General features: G+C 38.7%; 18 protein-coding genes. 5 read left to right on the forward strand and 13 right to left on the reverse strand.

Annotated features, from left to right (window positions below; translation table 11 throughout):
* Window positions 1-35: 35 nt before the first annotated feature.
* The 11 genes from HYW21_05145 to HYW21_05195 all read right to left on the reverse strand — a co-directional run bounded on the left by HYW21_05145 (window position 36) and on the right by HYW21_05195 (window position 13,427).
* Window positions 36-464, reverse strand: a complete 429-nt coding sequence (locus HYW21_05145) for a hypothetical protein (GenBank protein ID MBI2548708.1) — start codon at window positions 462-464, stop codon at window positions 36-38.
* Window positions 465-584: 120 nt separating this feature from the next.
* The gene (locus tag HYW21_05150; GenBank protein ID MBI2548709.1) at window positions 585-1,499 is read right to left on the reverse strand and encodes a Fic family protein; all 915 of its coding nucleotides are present in this window, start codon (window positions 1,497-1,499) and stop codon (window positions 585-587) included.
* A gap of 64 nt (window positions 1,500-1,563) precedes the next feature.
* The gene (locus HYW21_05155) at window positions 1,564-2,418 is read right to left on the reverse strand and encodes a hypothetical protein (GenBank protein ID MBI2548710.1); all 855 of its coding nucleotides are present in this window, start codon (window positions 2,416-2,418) and stop codon (window positions 1,564-1,566) included.
* A 532-nt stretch (window positions 2,419-2,950) separates the two neighbouring features.
* Window positions 2,951-4,363, reverse strand: coding sequence for a hypothetical protein (locus tag HYW21_05160; GenBank protein MBI2548711.1), 1,413 nt, complete (start codon window positions 4,361-4,363; stop codon window positions 2,951-2,953).
* Between the two features lie 31 nt (window positions 4,364-4,394).
* Window positions 4,395-5,651 (reverse strand): hypothetical protein, encoded by a 1,257-nt coding sequence (locus HYW21_05165; protein ID MBI2548712.1) that lies wholly within the window; start codon window positions 5,649-5,651, stop codon window positions 4,395-4,397.
* 203 nt (window positions 5,652-5,854) lie between these two features.
* Window positions 5,855-7,165, reverse strand: coding sequence for a hypothetical protein (locus tag HYW21_05170; GenBank protein MBI2548713.1), 1,311 nt, complete (start codon window positions 7,163-7,165; stop codon window positions 5,855-5,857).
* A 280-nt stretch (window positions 7,166-7,445) separates the two neighbouring features.
* The gene (locus HYW21_05175) at window positions 7,446-8,723 is read right to left on the reverse strand and encodes a hypothetical protein (GenBank protein ID MBI2548714.1); all 1,278 of its coding nucleotides are present in this window, start codon (window positions 8,721-8,723) and stop codon (window positions 7,446-7,448) included.
* 185 nt (window positions 8,724-8,908) lie between these two features.
* Window positions 8,909-10,240 (reverse strand): putative DNA binding domain-containing protein, encoded by a 1,332-nt coding sequence (locus HYW21_05180; GenBank protein ID MBI2548715.1) that lies wholly within the window; start codon window positions 10,238-10,240, stop codon window positions 8,909-8,911.
* A gap of 3 nt (window positions 10,241-10,243) precedes the next feature.
* Window positions 10,244-11,149: a hypothetical protein gene (locus HYW21_05185; GenBank protein MBI2548716.1), complete on the reverse strand. Its 906-nt coding sequence runs from the start codon at window positions 11,147-11,149 to the stop codon at window positions 10,244-10,246.
* Window positions 11,150-11,811: 662 nt separating this feature from the next.
* Window positions 11,812-13,182, reverse strand: coding sequence for a hypothetical protein (locus HYW21_05190; GenBank protein ID MBI2548717.1), 1,371 nt, complete (start codon window positions 13,180-13,182; stop codon window positions 11,812-11,814).
* 68 nt (window positions 13,183-13,250) lie between these two features.
* A complete protein-coding gene (locus HYW21_05195; protein MBI2548718.1) occupies window positions 13,251-13,427 on the reverse strand; it encodes a hypothetical protein in 177 nt (58 codons plus the stop codon).
* Between the two features lie 168 nt (window positions 13,428-13,595).
* On the opposite strand from HYW21_05195, the gene HYW21_05200 reads away from it, so the two are divergent.
* The 3 genes from HYW21_05200 (at window position 13,596) to HYW21_05210 (ending at window position 16,251) form a co-directional block, all read left to right on the forward strand.
* A complete protein-coding gene (locus HYW21_05200; GenBank protein MBI2548719.1) occupies window positions 13,596-14,858 on the forward strand; it encodes a glycosyltransferase in 1,263 nt (420 codons plus the stop codon).
* The gene (locus HYW21_05205) at window positions 14,855-15,739 is read left to right on the forward strand and encodes a DUF2334 domain-containing protein (protein MBI2548720.1); all 885 of its coding nucleotides are present in this window, start codon (window positions 14,855-14,857) and stop codon (window positions 15,737-15,739) included. The genes HYW21_05200 and HYW21_05205 overlap by 4 nt, the downstream gene beginning before the upstream one ends.
* Before the next feature lie 113 nt (window positions 15,740-15,852).
* The gene (locus tag HYW21_05210) at window positions 15,853-16,251 is read left to right on the forward strand and encodes a hypothetical protein (GenBank protein ID MBI2548721.1); all 399 of its coding nucleotides are present in this window, start codon (window positions 15,853-15,855) and stop codon (window positions 16,249-16,251) included.
* A gap of 70 nt (window positions 16,252-16,321) precedes the next feature.
* Here HYW21_05210 and HYW21_05215 read toward each other — a convergent pair whose 3' ends face one another.
* Both HYW21_05215 and HYW21_05220 read right to left on the reverse strand, forming a co-directional pair.
* Window positions 16,322-17,002 carry a nucleotidyl transferase AbiEii/AbiGii toxin family protein gene (locus tag HYW21_05215; GenBank protein ID MBI2548722.1) on the reverse strand — a complete coding sequence of 227 codons (681 nt, stop codon included), beginning with the start codon at window positions 17,000-17,002 and terminating at the stop codon, window positions 16,322-16,324.
* 4 nt (window positions 17,003-17,006) lie between these two features.
* Window positions 17,007-17,612 (reverse strand): hypothetical protein, encoded by a 606-nt coding sequence (locus tag HYW21_05220; protein MBI2548723.1) that lies wholly within the window; start codon window positions 17,610-17,612, stop codon window positions 17,007-17,009.
* Window positions 17,613-17,739: 127 nt separating this feature from the next.
* Between HYW21_05220 and HYW21_05225 the strand changes: the two genes are divergently transcribed.
* Window positions 17,740-18,459 (forward strand): TrmB family transcriptional regulator, encoded by a 720-nt coding sequence (locus HYW21_05225; protein ID MBI2548724.1) that lies wholly within the window; start codon window positions 17,740-17,742, stop codon window positions 18,457-18,459.
* A gap of 86 nt (window positions 18,460-18,545) precedes the next feature.
* Window positions 18,546-19,415, forward strand: a complete 870-nt coding sequence (locus HYW21_05230) for a hypothetical protein (GenBank protein ID MBI2548725.1) — start codon at window positions 18,546-18,548, stop codon at window positions 19,413-19,415.
* The last annotated feature ends 4 nt before the right edge of the window (window positions 19,416-19,419 follow it).

Below are 19,419 nucleotides of genomic sequence, written 5' to 3' on the forward strand. Positions count from 1 at the left end.
ATTTAGGTTTTCTATTATAAGCAGATAACAAGACTCTAGCGATTACCTTCTTGTCGAGCTTCTCTTAACATCGCTTCTACTCTCTGATATCCTTGGGGAAATCTCTCTCTTTCTAACTGATGACTTAGAAGGTTGTTAAGATATCCAATGATGCGACGCTGTCCGAGCACAAGATCGCTTTCTGCGGCTCTTCTTTCATCGCTATCAACGACGGGAAGCAAGCCAGCACTTTGAAGATCAGTTGGTGGGTCAGCAGCACCTTGGCGCATAGATTCCAAATAATTTACCCATTGAGCATTACCTAAGTTACTCTTTAACCCTTGATATCCCCCCCATTCACGGCGAACATTGCTTCCAAGATTATACGCTTCAATTCTCGCCTCATTTGCGCCCTTGTCAGGCAAATTTCCATTATCTAATCCTAGACAGAAATAGGTGTCTACAGTATTGCTTATATCTGACATATTTATCCCCCCATCATGTAAATACCTCAATGATTTAAGGAAGAGAAATGAAGTTTCTTATTTAAATCTTTCCGTGATCGCTGCTGAATAATAAAGAGATAACACACACTTTTCTTACGATCATTTGTGTGTATCCTCCTCACGCAAAAATGCATAATTTAACTTGAGAATTTTGATAAGGAAATCAATAATGAGTTCATACTTTTCATCATTTGCTTGTCTAACCGAATGGAGATAATTATTGCGCTGTTTCATATAAACGTTGATCTCAGGATATTGGTGTTTTTTGAGTAAAAAGTTCATGATCAGTCGTGAGACTCTTCCATTACCGTCAACGAACGGATGAATGCTAACAAACTTCATGGAGGTTATTGCTGCAAGTTCAAGGGGATGAAGCGTACTTTTGTTTTCTTTGTACCATTTGATAAGACCTTTCATCAGTTTAGGAACAGCTTGAGATGAGGGAAAGATAACATCTTCTCCGGTGACAAAGACTTTAATTTCTCTATATTTCCCTGCATTTTTGTTATCAATATCTGTAAGAATATATCTATGTATTTTTTTAATTAACTCTTCATTAAGATCACCATTGCAACGTTCGAGAAGTTCAATTGCTTGCTGGTGATTCTTCGTTTCATATACCTCTCTTAGATCTGAGTCTTTTGGAATGATTTTTTCATTAAGAATCAATGCGGTTTCTCGAAGAGTTAGGGAGTTTCCTTCTATCGCATTGCTGTTATAGGTTAGTTCAGTAAAATACCATTTTTTAAACTGTTCCTGGCCGGATTTCCCCCCCTTCTCCAAATACGTATTAAATCGATGCTTTATTTCTTCAATAGCAACACAGTCTTCTTTCTCGAGATAGTGATATCCTTCTACAATAAACTCCTCTTTCTTCTGCTGGAGTTCTGCCTGACTAATCTTTCCTTTCCCAATATATTTACTGAATTTCTTCGATCTATTACCAATACGTCTATTTTTAACGAGGTAATGATAGGATTCTCCATTCTGTTTTCTTACTTCATGATAGACCATAACGATCCTATGTGGGCACATATTTATATACCTTTCTATTTGTGCCCACAAACTAATCTTTACGTCAAGAAATCCTTCTAACCACTCCCCGCTCTGCATCTACTTCGACTGCATCACCGTCATGAAGAATTTTTGTTGCAATTTTCGTGCCCACAATGCAGGGGATGTGCATTTCTCTTGCAATGACTGCAGCATGTGATGTCAGACCACCCTCGTCAGTAACAATAGCAGCACATTTTGCCATGGTTGGTGTAAAGGTTGGAAAGGTGTATGTTGCAACAAAAATATCCCCATTATTTACTTTGGCAAGGTCATCAGAATGACTGATGATTTTCACTGGTCCTTGTGCCTTTCCTCGACAGGCAACAATACCTGTAATTTGTTTGATTGATTTCCATGGTTTTTCGAGTAAAGTAATCGTTTTCTTGACGACGCGTTGGTCGTAAGTAATAAAAATCCTTCCCTTCAAGAAGTGATAGATCGCCGAGCTTTCTGTACGCTGGTTAAGTTTTTCCGGGATTGTTCCCTTAGTTAAGAACTCTTTAATTTCTTTACTACAGCAATTTGCAGCCAGAGCTAATGAAATGTTTGCCTTTGTAGCAAGATATTGATAAAATGGTTGGAGGAGGAACATAGCTTCCTTCCACGTGTCAATACGATCAGTCTTGAGAAAGCTATAAGTATGGACAATTTCAACCTTTTGTTTGAGTGTTATGTCCAAGGTATTGAGGAATTGACGGTATCGTTGTTCTGCTTGAGAAAAAGCTTTCTGCTGTGGCATTTCTTGTTTGTTGGTTTGCTGACGAAGTTTGACATAATCCTTCATCGTATAGGGGTGGTCATAGACACTGTACATGTTAAGCCACTGATACTTTGCTAGCCAGGCTTCTCCGGTAAATCTAAACAGATCATTGAGCATATTTTGGTAAACAATAGGTTGTGTTAAGGCAGTTATTGTTTCTGCATGATCTCCTAACTGTTGTAATACTTCTGGTTCTATAAAATAAATAACCGCCCATGCACCAAAAATGTACTCACAGAACTCATAGGCTTTTTTGTTGTAATCGTCGAATGCCTTAAGAATGGTTGTAACATTTCTCTTTTTAAAACTGCATGATTGGGATACTGCCTTAGCAGCCTGAAAAACAGCATTCTTTTTTTTTGGATATTCGTGGAGATGACGCTTCCATTCAGCCTGCAGTTGTATGCTTAATGCTTTGAGTGTTGCAAGAAACGAATCTTCATGGGCATAAGCCTCAAAAACGTTATGACGAGAAACATCACAGTAACTTTCTGTTCCGTGGTTTAGAATCCACCAAATGTATACTTCTTCACGACTGATGCATGATTCTCGTGTAACGAATTTTATATGATTTCCTTTTACGAGGATTTTTTTTGGATATTGAATCACATATGGTTGTATCATGGTATTTCTTTCTTATGACAAGGTGTCACACCAATTTTTTCACCACACCATTGGTTGCATCAACCTCAACCAGGTCATTGTCCTTTAAGCGCTGTGTTACTGCCTTGACTCCAACAATACAAGGAACTCCCAATTCTCTGGAAACTACGGCTGCATGACAGGTTATGCCGCCTTCTTCAGTAACAATAGCTCCTGCCTTTTTCATGATGGGTACAAATTCTGGTCTCGTGTTGTATGTTACCAGTATCTCTCCTTGTTTCATCCTTGAAAAATCTTTAATACTAATAATAACTCTAACTCTTCCCCTGGCTTTTCCGTTACAGGCAGGCATGCCCTTGATCTCCGTACCTTCCATACAAATAGCGGCATCATAGACTGCTTTGATTTCTTCTGCATCCTTTCCATACCACACAAATGATCCTTGCTTATAATCGTAAAGGCCACAGCTTTTGTTCCCAATAGCTTTTAACTCTTTTTCTTTTTTTGAGAAAAGATCAGTAACAATAGTATGGGCAGAGAGTTGTTCGAAAAGGTGATAATCAATGGATCTTCTTCTCCCAATCTCCTGCAAAAATCTTTTTAAGAGAACATTTCCTTTTGCCTGGCATCGTTTCCTCATATCTCTTCGCTTTGCTAAGAGTGCCATAAATTGAAGAAAGAGCAGAGTCTTAGGAGGTAAGTTATATTTTTTTAAGATCATTTGCTTTGCTTTTCGTGTCTCTTCAATTCTTTTATTTATTTCAGTAAGTCTTTCTTTAGCGTTAGATAAATGTTGTAATCGTTCCAAAAAGTGAGAAACAGGTTCTATCTCGATATATCCGTAGTTATTGGTATACCAAAAAAATTCCTGCTGATGCTGTTCAATTGTTTTTTTTGAGAGGCAAAGTTTTATTTTCAGAAGGCTAACTTCCTCTTCCTGAGTATATGACATCTCATCCGGCAACAATAATGTCTTAATCTCTTCCTTCGATAATTTCATGGTATGCTCTTCTTCCATAATCTCTTGTAGCTGCTCTTCCCAACACAAATCAAAGGAATCAATAAAGATAAATGGTTTCCATACCGATGAATATAATTGATTAACATTGGCAAGCGACAGTCTCAATTCCTCATCTGAATGCTTTTCAAGAAGCACATATCGCTGGAGAGCTTTGTCTAATTCTTCTTCCCTTGTATCATGTTCTTTTACTAATCGTTTGCTATAATCCTTTTCAGAAAAAAGATTTTGGAGTATACTTACTGAGAGCCGTTCTAATCCATCTATATATAGTCCCCAGTTTCCATGGCCGTTAAAGCAAAAGGCCATCATCGTTTCATAGCCATGATCACTATCAAAAATAGCTGGGTTGATTGGTGCAGTCATATAGAAAAATTTAGTCTCCCCTCCCTGATTATACCACGTTGTTTTTCGAATAAAGTCAATATGTCTCTGTCTCATTCAATCGCCTTTTTTACTTTTTTTGACGTCATCATTGTTCGGTGATCTTTATAATTCCTTTGTCTGCATCAACGCTAACAACCATACCGTCTTTTAACACCTTTGTTGCAATCTGCGTTCCAATAATGCAAGGCACGTTTAATTCTCTTGCGATAACCGCTGCATGGCAGGTAATGCCGCCCTCATCAGTAATAATAGCTGCTGCTTTTTTCATAAGAGGAACGTATTCTGGCCTTGTCATATGGGCAACGAGAATATCCTTTTCATTAAATTTCCCAAAGTGTGATTCACCAAGCACAACTCTAATAATGCCCGTTGCTTTTCCACGACACGCTGTTGTCCCTTTAATATTTTTTCCAATATTTTCAAATGATTTTGAAAGAAGCTGATAATACTCTTTTGCTTCTTCTTCAAGCACTCGAATAATTTGGTTTTTTGAATAGATGCTCATGATAATTTCCTGGCGTTTTGCAATGATCTGTTGGTATTCTTTTTTTGTTCTTCCTTTTGCAATGTCTTCTGCTCGGCAAACCCGCCATTCCTTGTACGGTATGTCAGTAATCTCTTCCATGCGCCTGATGCACTGATCATAATAGTGATTCAACAAAAGCACGGCTTTCTTTCGATGATCACGGAGGTAGGTTAACTCCTGAAAAAAATAGAAGATGTTATCAAGATCGTCGCTCCAAGTATACTTTTCTCGAATTTTTTGATGCTTTTTTGTCCAATCTGTTGTGAGATCAATAATCTGCTCCTCAATAACCTCTTTTTTCTCCAGAATTAACTCTTGTAATCTTTTTTCAAAATCCTCTGTGGTTAAGATTTTAGTTGACTCCCAGCTGTTGTCAATGAAAAAGTATTTTTTCGCGTGATTTTGCAGAAATGCTTTCGCACTGGTGACTCCTGAAATGCTTTTTTTCTTTCCAAGGCATTCCTTAGCAAATGTAAGCATGCTGAACCTTTCTTCCTGTACATAGTTATGCTGTGGATAACGAAGCATTGTTGACCTCTCTTTTTGGCTCAGTTTGCAACCTTCTTTCTTGCAATACTCGTCGAAGAGATCATCTCCGTTAGGATCAAAGAATTCACAGACAAAGGCTAATTTCCAAAAAGCAAAATTGTGTTCATCAAGAGTAGTAAGTGTTTCTTTAACTGTTTTAAAATCAGCCGTTGGAAAATCAATAACCAAAAGTTTCTCATGGAGTGCTTCGATTTGTGCAATCTTCTGGTGAACTGGCTGAACAACACTATCAACATATGCACGGTTTTTCTCTTGCCTCTTAAGCATCTCCCTTGCTTTACTGTTCAATTCGTCAAGTAAGAAAAAGCCTTCACAATGGTGCCTGTTTTTCAAAAGAAAAAATCCAAGTTCTGTGCCAATACATTCCAATGCTCCATCACCACCTGTCAAAATATAATATGCCCTTGAATTCGCCGCCATGTGGTACCATTTCTTTCTCTGAATGACATTGATGATATCTTTTCTAAGATTCATTGAATCACCGTTATAATTCCCTTTGTTGCATCAACTTCTACTTGCATGCCATCCTTTAATACCTTTGTTGCCACCTGCGTCCCAATAATGCAGGGTACGTTTAATTCTCTTGCGATAACCGCTGCATGGCAGGTAATGCCGCCTTCATCGGTGATAATAGCAGCAGCTTTTTTCATGAGTGGAACGTATTCTGGCCGAGTCATTGGTGCAACGAGAATGTTTCCGTCTTCAAACTTACCAAAATGGGTTTCTCCCATCACGATTTTTACAATTCCTTGTGCAATCCCTTGGCACGCTGGTGTTCCTGTAATGCTTTCACCTTTATGTATAAATTCTTTTGAGAGAAGGTCATAAAATAATTTCCCATGTTGAGGATCAACTGTCCAAATCTCTTGACCAGAGGAAAGCTTCATAATAATCTCTTTCCTACTCGCAAAAATTTTTTCATATTCCTCAGCGGTTCTGCCTTCTTTCAGATCACTTACTTTAGCAAGACTCCATTCTTCAAATGACACTCCAGTAATCTCCGAAATCCGTTGATACAGTACATCATACCAATGATTGTTCAGCAGGACATATTTTTTTCGCTCATCACGAAGGAACATTAATTGCTGAAAAAGATAGATTACACGTTGCAATCGAGTGTTTATATTACGTTGTTTGATTATTTCTTTTTGTTTCGCATGCCAATCGGTTGTTAATTCCTCAATCTGTTTCTTTATCTCTTTTTCAGGTAATGTCATCAACTCTTTCAATCGCTGCTTAAAATCCTCAGATGTCAAGATTTTTGTCTGAGCCCAGCTATTCTCAATGAAGAAATATTGAGCAGCATGATCTTTAAGAAAGGTACGGACTACTGGATTTTTCAGGATCAGTTTTTTTGTTTTACAAGCAAGAGCCATCTCGAGGATTGCAAGACGTTCTTTTTGCCCATAGTGGGGTATTAAAGGGCGAAGTAAAAGATTAAGTTCTTCTCTGTCTAGGGATACTTTTGCATCTGCTATTTCCTTATGCAACAGTGCTTCACCGTGTGGATCAAAGATATCACAGATAAAAACTTCTTTCCACAAGTCAACGCTGTTTTGCTCTAATTCCCTGAGAAGTTGGAGGATTTTCTGAAATGATGCGGCATCGAGAGTATTATTTCTCTGGTTATCATAAAAAGATTCGCACTGTCGCATTTTTTCCAAACATCGTTTTATAACATGATCAATACATGATTCTGAGGATCGGTTTTCTATTTGATCTTTGAGAATAGTGGTTGTTTTTACTAGAAATTCTTGATCAGGAAAAAAACCTTCAAACATTTTTCGTTCCCGAATAAGAACAAAGGCTAAATCTACATCCATACACGTAAGTCCTCCATCACTTGCTCCCCAGATATAGCAAAGTTTTCCATGCGCTCCCTGGTAATACCATTTCCTCTTAGTTATTGCATCAATGATCTGTGGTTTAGTTTTCATGTTCGTTGTTCTTTATCTTTTTACTACAACTATAGGAAAAGACATTAATTTTCGTAATAATTTGTATGTCTTTTCCTAATAAGCAAAGGACATAAAGTTACGGTTATTAGTGTCCTTTGCTACACTAGTCAGTATGAGTGATGATGGTTATTTTCCCGATTTTCAAATCAAGCTCAATATCATTACCATCCTTGAGCACTTTGGTACCAACTTTTGTGCCGATGATACACGGAATATGTAATTCCCGACAAATAACGGCTGCGTGACAGGTAATGCCACCTTCATTAGTTATGATTGCCCTTGCCTTCTTCATTAAGGGAACCATATCTGGTCGTGTCATTGAGGTTACTAAAATATCTCCATCTTGCATGTGTTTTGCTCGGTCAATAGTAAGGATAATTCGTGCTTTTCCTCTTATTGTTGTATCCTCACCTCGAGAGGCGACTGTTCCTTGTAAAGTCGTCGTTTGTGTTGGGGAAGGTAGTACGAGCTCTGTCAGCAATGCTGCTTCTTTATTAGTATATAGATGAAGTTTTTGGTCAGTAGTCATAAAGATGACTGCATGTTGCCATCGCTCTTGAAGCATTTTTCGATCAATTTTTCCGTTTAATAGATATGGAATCTCTGTATAGATTGTTGCGGCAACTTCCTCTAGAGGAAGTGATGTTCTTTTTACAATTTCCTTTAAAAATTCATGCTGATAATAAAGTGCTTCCAAGCATGCTGCTTTTCGGTCATCCTGCCAATGAATAAAGAAGTCAATAAATTCAACGAGCAATTGAAGCTCGTGTGAAGCGTGTAGCGTATCAAGGATTTCTTTCTTCCTTTCGTTACCTGTTTCATAGTTTTGGGTAATCTTTGTCTGCTCTCCCTTTGCTTTCTCAAAACGTTTTTTAACTTCATGTTCAACATGCTCTTTTCCAAGAAAAAGTGCACGTTCATAATTATTTTCTACCCAGTGAAATTGTTTGACGTGTAAGGTAATCATCTGCTGAACAGCCTTACTCTTAAGGCCTTGTTTTTTTGCTCCTTCTGTAATAGTCAGCAAAGAAGATTCACAACGACTACTGAACGATGGTTTTGATGGGTGGGTGAGCTCAATAAAATATTGCTCAGCGTGTTTTCCCAATAATTCTTTCAGATGATTTTCAGCAAAAAAAGCAAAACTATTGGTAATAACAGGCATTGCATATTCCTGCAGATATAATTCATTAAATCTCATGAAATAATTGAGAAATTCTTCCTCAGAACATCGTGAAAGATCAGCAGCGTTAAGGATTGTATAGTATTCCTGTAGTTCTTTTCGATAGTGCTGCCATTGACGGTAATACGGGGTAAGAAACTGATGGTCCTTCATAAGAGCAGTAAATATATTTTTCCCGATACGTTTACAATCGTTCATTTCCCATATCCAGACTGCTTTATTTTCATTGAAAAGAGTAATAGTTACCTTATGATACAAAGGGAATTGTTTCGGTAGCAAAACCATATTTGCATAAAAGGGACTAAAAAACGTATGTATATACCCAGACATTTCCTCAACATACCACTCAGGATGTTCAAATCCAAAAAGTTCTTTTGTGTTGTTCATGTATGTTTCTCTGTTAAAGATTTATTAATTTCCCAGTACCCTCCTTTTGCAGAACCTAGTCTTTTCAATAGCCCTTTTTTCTTTAACGCCTCTATATTTTTATCAATAGCCGTCGTGCTTATGCCTATCGTCTTAGACATTTCCCTCTTAGAGATTCGTGGATTCTTAGCTATCAGATTGAGTATTCTCTTTTGGTTTTCTACCAACCCTTCTACCAACCCATCTACTAACCCTTCCGTCTGCTCTATTTTCCTCTTAAATAGAGTAATAAAGATCCCAGCCACTATCTTGAAATCGGTGGTGGGCTCTTTGGATAAAATTAGTTTAATACCACGCCCCCATTTTTCACCAAAATGGATACGATGAAACATCTCTGCAATAAGCTCGTTTCTTCGTCTCGAAACTTCCTCTTTCTTGATTTTCTCAATCGTAAGGCCACCATACAAACCACCAGGATTCCTTATCTCTAATCTGCCTTTAAAGATAGCAATGTTTACAGAATCAAATTCATGATAATCACGGTGACAAAAAGCGTTGATTATAGCTTCACGGAATGCTGCACGATCTATTTCAGGCACGTCGATCCGATACAACCCCTCTACTCGCATGCCAATGTGGATATTCTCTAAAATATACTTTTCCGCTTTTTCAATCAATGTAAAGACATCTCCCACAAAATCCTGCATATCAATGGTGGTTGCAGTAGTTTCACCAAAGACGGCACAACGTAATCTAGCATTAGGAAAGAAATCTTCGGGATGCTTTCCAAAAAAAAGAACAGCAGTATTCAACAGTTTCTCTTCTTTCATTAAGCCTAATTTTTCTAGTGAACTTTTAACAGAACCGTGTTTTAAACCTGCTAATTTGACAAACGCTTTTATCTTTTTTTCATCAATATCCTTCAATTTCGCCTTAAGGCAGAATTCAATATCCCACTGAAGTTTATCTTTATTTTTTCTTATGATGATATGTTCTATTTCTTGAGGACTTATTTTCTTATCTTCATCCCCAACACGGACATAAGCACGACCATATGCGTAATAAGGAATGTCATTCCCACCAAATTCAACGCGAACACACTTCTTTGCTTCCAAAACTACTTCGTTAATTGTTGGGAATATTTTCGGCTCAATGTGCTGAGCGATAGTTTGAGATATTTCCCGAATAGTATTTTCGGTAACTGTTTGCCCAACGATTTCCCCGTTATTTTTAATCCCAAAATAGAGTTCACCTTTCTGATGCTTATTCAGAATAGAGACTATTGAAATCATAGCTTCTTTTATTTCAGAGGTGGATTTTTTGAGTTCGAGGTGTTCAGATTCTTTCATTTTTTATCCCAATTTCCTGACTAGTCCTTTGGTTGCATCAACCAAGACAACATCGCCATCCTTGAGTACTTTTGTTGCAATTTTAGTCCCCACAATACAGGGAATACCAAATTCCCGAGAAATAATAGCAGCATGCGTTGTGATGCCTCCCTGTTCAGTAATTACTGCTTTTGCTTTCTTCAGAGCTGGAACAAATTCAGGCGTGGTGTTGTTCGTTACAAGTATTTCTCCTTCCTTAAATGCAATAATCCCTTCATGGTTGTGGACAACCCTTACTATTCCGGTTACTTCCCCAATACATGCTCCTGTTCCTCTGATCTCATTAACGATTCCATAGTCATCATAAAATAGTTCAGAAGGTATCTGCTCAGCCTTTTTACCTGCAATAATCTTATAACCCCTTTTATCGAAATAAATAAAGCATTTCTGTAACCTTTCTTGAAGTGTTACGCGATTCACTTTTTTTTTAAGGAGGATATCCTTAATCTCGGGTTGGACCGTGTAAAGTGCTTCTTCTCTTGAGATCTGGCATCTACGTGCGAGTTCATCGCAAAAAAGAAACAGGAAATGATTGAGGCGCAGGACCCCTTGTTTTCGTATGTCTTGTACATACGTAAAAAGATCTGCAGTATAGATGAGATTTCTCAGGTAAGCAGAGGCGTTATATCTCCTCAAGAGTGCCTTTTTTCTTTCCAGATTATAAGCATATTGCTGTCGTTGTTGTTTCAATGCTCTTGTTAATTGTCTCTTCAACTGATTATTCTGTTTCGCTATCTTGATAAATTCTTCAATAAAATGCTCTGGTCTCAGTACAAAGGAGAGATAATAATTATTCCTCATCCAGTAATATCGTTGAGCATGTTGGATCAGTTTCTTCATCATTAAAGGATGTGCTTGGAGCGTATGCATGACCTTGTTTACCCTCCCTTCTTGAATACTCTCTCGTAAACCTTTATCATTGAATAAGAGTATACCCAAACTCAGAAGTTCTTCATGCTCTTTTTTGATAAAGGTAGGATACGTTGGACGAGTCAATAGTTCAATGTCCCGAGCCAATTTTTCTGGTTGTGTCTTAAGTTCTTGACTGATAATTTCAGCAAGCCAGTCATTTGCTCCACTACCGAGGAACGAATCAGTGATGTATCCCCATGAAGCTGTGCTTACTTCACTCCAAAAAAGCTTTTGATACCAGCGATACAGTTTTTCATCAGTAAGACGAGTTATATTTTGTTTTTCTGCTTCCGTTGTAATCCGCACAAAAATTTTCCAATCATTAAAAAAATGAGTTGCTACTCTGTCTGCAAATGCAGGAGACGTATGGATTTCTTTAAGGACTCTTTTCCTCACTCGTTCAAGCTCGCTCTGGTCAGAGAACCAATCAGCCTTTTCTCCAGCAAACGAAGCACCCCATTTATACATAAAATCGAATCGGCGATGGCCGAGGCATGCAAAGCTTAATCCCTGTGGGAAAAGCGTGTGTAAATACCAAGAAAACCGTTTTACATACCATTCTCTCTTTTGCCAAAACACTGGTGGAACCTCTTTAAGCTCTTTGATTAAAAACGGTTTCATCAGGGTTTCCTCTCTTTTGTTCGTTCGAGTATTCTTATTACTCCAGATTCAGCATCAACCTCAACAATGTCTCCATCATAGAGAATTTTTGTGGCGATCCTTGTTCCCACAATACAGGGTACTTTTAATTCTCTGCTCACAATGGCTGCATGTGAGGTCATACCACCCTCATCAGTAATAATGGCTACTGCCTTGCGCATGGCAACGATATAATCTGGACTGGTCATGGGTGCAACCAGAATATTTCCTTTTTTCATCTTTTCAAGACTTTTGGGAGTGTGGAGGATTTTTACCATGCCCTTAGCCTTTCCCCTACTTACTGGCAATCCCTGAAATTGAGTTATAGTTTTGTCAATATCGGTGGTGAAGTAAGGCCTTGTTAATTGTTCTGCTTCTTCTCCGGTGTAATAACGGATTCCCTCTCCTTCGATAAAATGTTCGAGGAAAACAGAAAACCGTTCGTGAACATCATGCTTTTTCCCTTTATTCATGACATCGAAAAACTCTTGACAGGTGTAGTAGCACAATTCTTCAAATGGAATACCATGAACCTTTCCTGCATATCGCATAAAGACATCAATATAATGATGGCCTAACAAGTTGTACTTCTTCCTGAGATCCTGCCACCAGATTGAAAAACTGAGCTGTTTACCTATCTCTTGGATTTCTTTACTTACCTTATATGCGTTGATGATTTCCTGTTTTCTCTGATTAATTTCATGAGTATATCTATCGATTTCAGTAATTTTTTCTTTTGCTTTTTTTGAGGTAATTTTATTTAGTTCTTTTCTGAAGAAAGAAACAGGCAGGATTTGTGAACCGTGATAGCTATTGTGAAGCCAAAAATACTGTTGTTGGTATCTCTGTAATGCTTTTTCCTGTTCTGATTTGGAAAGAATACCCTTTATCATGAACAACTCACACTCGGCAACCTGAAAGAAAGACAATGCCTCAGGTGCGGTTATTGCTTCAAAAATTTCAAAAAATTGATCTTTATGTTGTGAGAGGATCTTTCGCTTAAGGAGCGCTTCACCACCCCAATTTGCCATCTCGGGAAGGAATCCATAAATCCAGAACTTCAGATATAGTTCATGCCATTGATTAAAGAGTGAGACTGCATTCTTTTGCTGTAATCCTTCTTTGGTTATCCTTGCCTGTACGTTATCCATATCTTTAATAATGGTTCCCCAATATGCGTACCATTTCTCTCGTTCTTTTTTAGGTAATATGTGGGTCACAAACAGTTTTTCACCATGATCCCGAAGCTTTTCATAATCACAAATAGCAATGACCTTTTCCTCTTTCATCAGGGCGAGGACATCTGGCCAGGGAGCAACAAATACACCCGTAAAACGAACTATTGGCTCCATAAAATAATCAACATAGATTGGCTTTGCATCAATCGGACCCCACTTAAAGAGCTCTTTTTTTGGATCAATCATGGCATCTTCCTCACCAGCGAATATTCTCGCTTCCACTGGAAAACAAATAAAAATCCCAACCGCCACAAGCGGCGGGGTATTTTTAATGTTTGCTGGGAACAGCAGACATCAAACAATAAGGCCGCCCCAAGGGGCGGGGTATCAACCCAGCAAACAAATGAATTGTTTCCCATTCTCCAAGAAAGAGCGCATTTCTTTTTAAACGTTTTTATGAACCACGATTTGTCCTCATGGTAATTCTTATGAAAAGTCTTAAATAGAGACCAGAACACCTGTTTGGACTTTTGATCAAAAAGCCATTAACAACTCTTATAGGACTTACGTAAAAAAGAGGTATTGGTATGGAACATCATAGTTATCGTCGTTTAGTACTCTTCTCACTGCTGTTTGCGCTTTGTATCTTTGGTATCCTCTGGATTAAGTCCTTGCATTATACTGGTTTAGGGTTAGTGTACATCTACACGATAGGCATTACGACCTTTATGTTCAGCAGAGTTATTGGATCACTGTTTTATGAATCACCAGCAAAGAATATTAGCCTATCGAAGCTTCCTTCAGTAACTTTTATTATTCCCTGTAAAAATGAAGAGGAAAGCATTTACCAAACCATTATCAAGTGCTTTACTGCCGATTATCCTGAAAAAAAAGTTGAGATCATTGCTATTGATGATGGATCTACTGATAATACCCTTAAGCAGATGCAACGTGCAAAAGAAGATTATCCACGCAGAAAGCTTCAGATTGTTCATTGGGAGCAGAATCGTGGAAAACGCCAGGGTATGGCTGAGGGGTTCCGGAGGGCTAAGGGTGAGATTGTTATCCAACTCGATAGTGATAGTTTTGTTGATAAAGATGCTGTTAAGGTTATTGTTCGTCCCTTTCTCCATAAGGATATAGGAGCAGTGGTTGGTCATACCTTACCATCTAATAGCGACCGGAATCTAATGACCCGAATGCAAACGGCGTATTATTTCATGTCCTTTCGGGCATTGAAGGCAACCGAGAGCATCTTCCACATGGTCTTCTGCTGTTCAGGCTGCTTCTCTGCATACCGACGCGCCTATGTCCTTCCGATTCTTGATGAATGGCTCCATGAAACGTTTTTAGGAAAAACCGTGAGTTTTGGAGATGATCGTGCGCTTACCAATCAAATGTTGAAAAATGGTTACAAGGCTGTGTACTGTGATGACGCTCTTGCCTACACCAAAGTTCCTGAGAAATTCCGAACTTTTTTTAAGCAACAGGTACGATGGAAAAAAGGATGGTTTATCAACTCGATAAAGGCGCTCCGTTTTGTTCTTAAGAAAGACTTTTTTGTTGCGGTGACTTATTTTATTCCACTGATCATCTTCACCCTACTCACCCCATTCATTGCCTTCAGAGCACTCATTCTTACTCCGGTCCTCCAGCAGGAGTTTCCCCTTCTCTATATTGTTGGTATTCTTCTCGTTTCTCTGTTATTGTACGCCCACTATGAACTTCATACCGAAGAGAAATATGGCGCCTATATGCTTCTTTGGAGTATATTAAACATGACGCTTTTTTCCTACATTCTGATCTATGCATTATTTGATCTTCGGAATATGCAGTGGGGAACACGATGACGAGGAAGAAAATCTTCTTCAGCTTGCTCATGGTGTTTTTCCTGGCTCTTTTGTTTGTGTCACCGAATATTTTCACGACCTTTTTTGTCCGCACGCCAACAGGAATGTACCTAATAACGAACGACAGCGACCAAGGAGTTGATTGTGCCCCTCGCTACCCTTCGATCCCTACCATTATCCTCAGGATGGATGATATCGGCGCAAATAGGTACAGTGACACACGTTTTGTTCTTGTAGATGAGATCATTGCAAAAAATATTTCATTGGTCCTTGGTGTTATTCCTGATAATCTTGAGCAGGACATTCCTTTAGTAAAGGCTTTACAAACGTATGCTGCTCATCCAAAGATTGAAATTGCCCAACACGGTTATGAGCATGCTTCCAATGAATTTGAAAATATGTCTGAAGAGGATGCTGCAGAGGCTATTGATAAAGGCCGTGCGATATTGATGAAAGATATTGGTGTTGTACCCTTTACCTTTATTCCACCGTCGAATAGTTATTCGAAGGGAACCATCAATGCACTCAAGCAAAAAGGATTTCACGTCATTTCAGCGAAAGAAGACGAGTACCGCTTTGATGGGACTCTTTTTTTTGTAGGAAAAAACGTAGAGACCTATGACTTTTATCACCAGCGCTTTATTCCTGCTGAAGAGATACTCCAGACCTGTACTGACCATTTACTTTTAACCCACCTTTGCGTTGTCACTATTCATCCGCAGGACTTCCTTAATGAGCAATTTGAACTCGAAACGCAGCAGTTTACTGAATTCCTCAATATGCTTGATAGAGTTTCTGTTATTGGCGTTCAATTTAACAGTTTTAAGGATCTCATGAGTTGTGAAACCACCAAGAGAAGTAGCGTAAAGATCGTTAGTTAAAGAGTATATAAACCGTAGTTTCGTTTGGGGATAACTATACAAAGATAGAAAAATATATAAGGGGGTATATCGTAAAGAATGATGGGAGTGTGAATCTGTGTGAGGTGATAATGATGAAGAAAATAGTAGGGCTATTTGCCATGCTCGTGCTCTTCAGCAGCCTTGCAGAAGCAGCGCTGTGGCAAACAGATAACGGATCTATATGTGTAAGTGGAGAAGGTAATTTTTGGTTTAAGGGTGTAGGCTCTATTATCCTTGATGGTGCAGGAGTAGCAAAGGTGCCAAGTCTCTCTCAGTTAGTTGTTGCAAATGGCACGTTTAACATCATGGAGCGAAATGGTTATACCTATTACTCGGGAGCTGGTCGTCTGGTGAGCGACCATTTTGAGGGAGAATTACAAACATCAATGGGTGGAGGAAGTGGTTATTTAGAAACTCATGCCCATGGCCCAAGCTGGCTGCGCTTAGACGGCGTTGCTCGTGAACGTAATGTAGGCTGCATCTGGCCATAGATCTTTTCATTTTTTTTCTTGTTTTTTCTTCTCTTTCTTTTTGGTATAATTTATCCTCTTGACAGTTGTATTACAACGTCAATAGTGCTTTCTTATGCTTCTCAAAGACTCTTGGATCAACCCGCCCATAGATGCCAGAGAGACCATCCTTGAATTGTTTTGCAGTTACTTTTTCTATAATATTTGAGAGTCTATCTTTCAAATCGTATCGCTGTTTTATTTCTGAGGCTACCCACTCCTTATCTTGTGCATAGGGCATCATCATGAAAACATCCCTGATATCAGTCGATCTACATGCAATGATTTTCATGACAAGGAGTGCATCGATAGTAATGATCCTTAACTTAAGCATCTCGGTAATGGTTTTTCCCTTCAGGATTCTCATTGCAGAGTTTTCAAAGATCCATTCTACAGTAAAGGTTACTCCAGTCATTCTGTCGGTTACCTGGCGAATGAGAATGTCTATACTTACCCTAAAGTTATTCTCAACTTTTTTTTCATATCGAGAAAAGTACCCTGAATATTGTGCTTCCTCAGGCATGTGCTCTTTTATATAACCCTGTTTGAGGAGGATCTTTTCTATATTTTTCAATTCGTTCTGGTCTTTAATAACAATATCGCAGTCTACTGAAAATCTTGGTAACGTATATGCATTAACTGCATAACCACCAATGATGACAAAATCGCAGTCTTCTAACTCTCTAAGGGTCTTAAAAATTTCTTCTTCTCTTACTGTAAAAAGGTCTTTCATCAGGTTATACTCTCTCTTTTGCTTTATATTTCCTTCTTATATAGGCTGCTGCATATGCATACATTTCATTTGCGTTTGCAAAGCGTGTTGTTTCTTTTAATGAATCAACCTTGAATCCATCTTTCTCTTCAAAGGATAAGGTGCTTACCGGAAATAAGATAACAAACTCACCGATAGTAGTACCCGATTGCACATAATTTGGAATTTCATTGTTGTTGAAAAATTTCTTCCAGTAGCGTAAGTCTTTTCGCAAGACTTTTATGAAGTAGGGTGATTTTTCCATTCCTCGTTGTACATAGGAATAGTCAGACCAGATCTCGACTGCTGATAACTGAGTAAAGGCATAATTTTTTTTTGCATAGGTTATTATTTTTGGGACTCTGAATTCTAATAAGGCTCGTATAGCATCTGCAGGATTTGTACAAAAATATGTTTGATCTGGATTTTTCTTTAACCATCCCGCCCTCAATAACAACGAGAAAATCTTTTTTTTCATGCTGGATGACACTATCCAGTCTAATTCGGACTGTCTGAATACTTGGTTTACGCCATGCTTTGAAAACAATAAAGCGTATGCCTTTAATCCATACGGCGGTATTTCAATGGTCATGATACGGTTACCTAATAGGTAACCACTATTTAAATCTTTCTTTTCATAATTTAAATGTTTTAATAATGTAGTTATTCTTATTGCTACAGTAGAAATCTTTAAATAGAATCCTTTGTTCGTGCGTTGTATGGATACAGGCATTCTACAGGATGTTGGGCTTACCACCAATGAAGCAAAGGTTTACTGTGCATTACTGAAACTAGGCTCTGCATCAGTTAATGAAATTACCCGTAAATCTGGTGTTCATCGCGTAAATGTCTATGATGTCCTTGAGCGATTACTGTTGAAGGGACTTATCGGCTCTATTATTGTTGCAAATAAGCGACACTATGAAGCAGCAAACCCTTCAGAGTTGCTCAAGCTCCTTGAGGCAAAAGAGCAGCGGTTGCGTACATCCTTGCCATCACTACATGAATTGTACAACTCACGAAGAGAAAAAGAAGAAGTCCATTGTTTTAAAGGTCCTAATGGTGTTATGACAGCCTATTTCATGATGCTTGATCAAGGCAAGACTATCTATGCCATTGGAGCATCTGGGCTTAACCGGAAGTATCTCAAGCACCGCCATATCCAGTGGGATAAAGAGCGGATCACGCGAGGGATCCATGTTAAGGCTCTTTATTATGAATCAGCGCGCAAGGAGAAAAAAGAAGCTCAAGAGCAGCTCTGGCAAAACCGCTTCTTGCCAGATACGTTTAAAAGTCCTGCTATGGTTGATGTTTCTGGTGATATTGTGGTTATCCTTCTTGCCACTGAAACCATTTTAGCAATTGTCATAGAGAACAAGCACATTGCAGACACCTATCGCACGTACTTTGACTTTATGTGGCAATTTGCTAAGGATTAATCTACATAATCATGGGTATATCTTTTTAAAGAGCATCTTCTTTCTTAATGATACACCGCCTACCTTGAATAGGGTTGTGATAAATTATGGCTCCAAACCTTAACACTGTCTGTTTATCTGAGCAAGAACGAGCAGAACGCTTTTTTGATCTACAGCGGCTTCTCCTCATACCTCTTGTTGGTGAAGAACGTGCACGAGATGCACAGGATTATTATACTGCTGGTGGACCAACCGGAGTTCTGGAAGGATTAACGGCAAAACCCTTTGCCGAAGCTTATTTTGTTGCTCATGCCCTTTTAGGACTACTTGCAGAACGGTTGGAGAGCTATTATGTGCCTGTTCCTTCTCGCGAAAAAAAGAATACTGAAGAGAATCCTGGTCATGTAGCAGGTAGGCAGGCACTTCTTGATCTCCATCATTACTTTAATCCTGAGGTTCTCTATTCTGCCATTACGTATCCTCTCTACATAGAAGATCTCATGAGATTACCTCCTCCGAATACTTGTCCTCATATTTCTTCAGATACTCTTGACACTAAAGCAAATCTGTTTGTGCTTCGAAGAAACGTTGTTGCTCCGGAGGAAGCTCGTGCATTACTTGAGCGTACACAAGCTGTACAACACGTTCTATCGTACTCAAGAGAATTCTATGTCCCTAAGAAAGGCACACACCCTTGGAAAGGTCTTCTCGCAACTGTCGAGGAACTCATGCTTAAGCTTGATCCTGAACTTGCTGTTGATTTTGCCCAGAGAGGAAGCATAGAGAGATACACAAATGCTGATCCTGAGGGTTATCATCCCCGAGGATTGTATGTCACAGGGCCAGAAGGAACTTGTATTGTTCTTTCAAACATACGATCACCAGATCCTTCTTCACCGTTGATTGGTAGGCCTGTCGTATACCGTATCGATGAAGACAGTTTGGGACTCACGGGAAAACTGATTGCTGTTCAATAATTCA

Source organism: Candidatus Woesearchaeota archaeon (assembly GCA_016187565.1).
GTDB lineage: Archaea > Nanobdellota > Nanobdellia > Woesearchaeales > JACPJR01 > JACPJR01.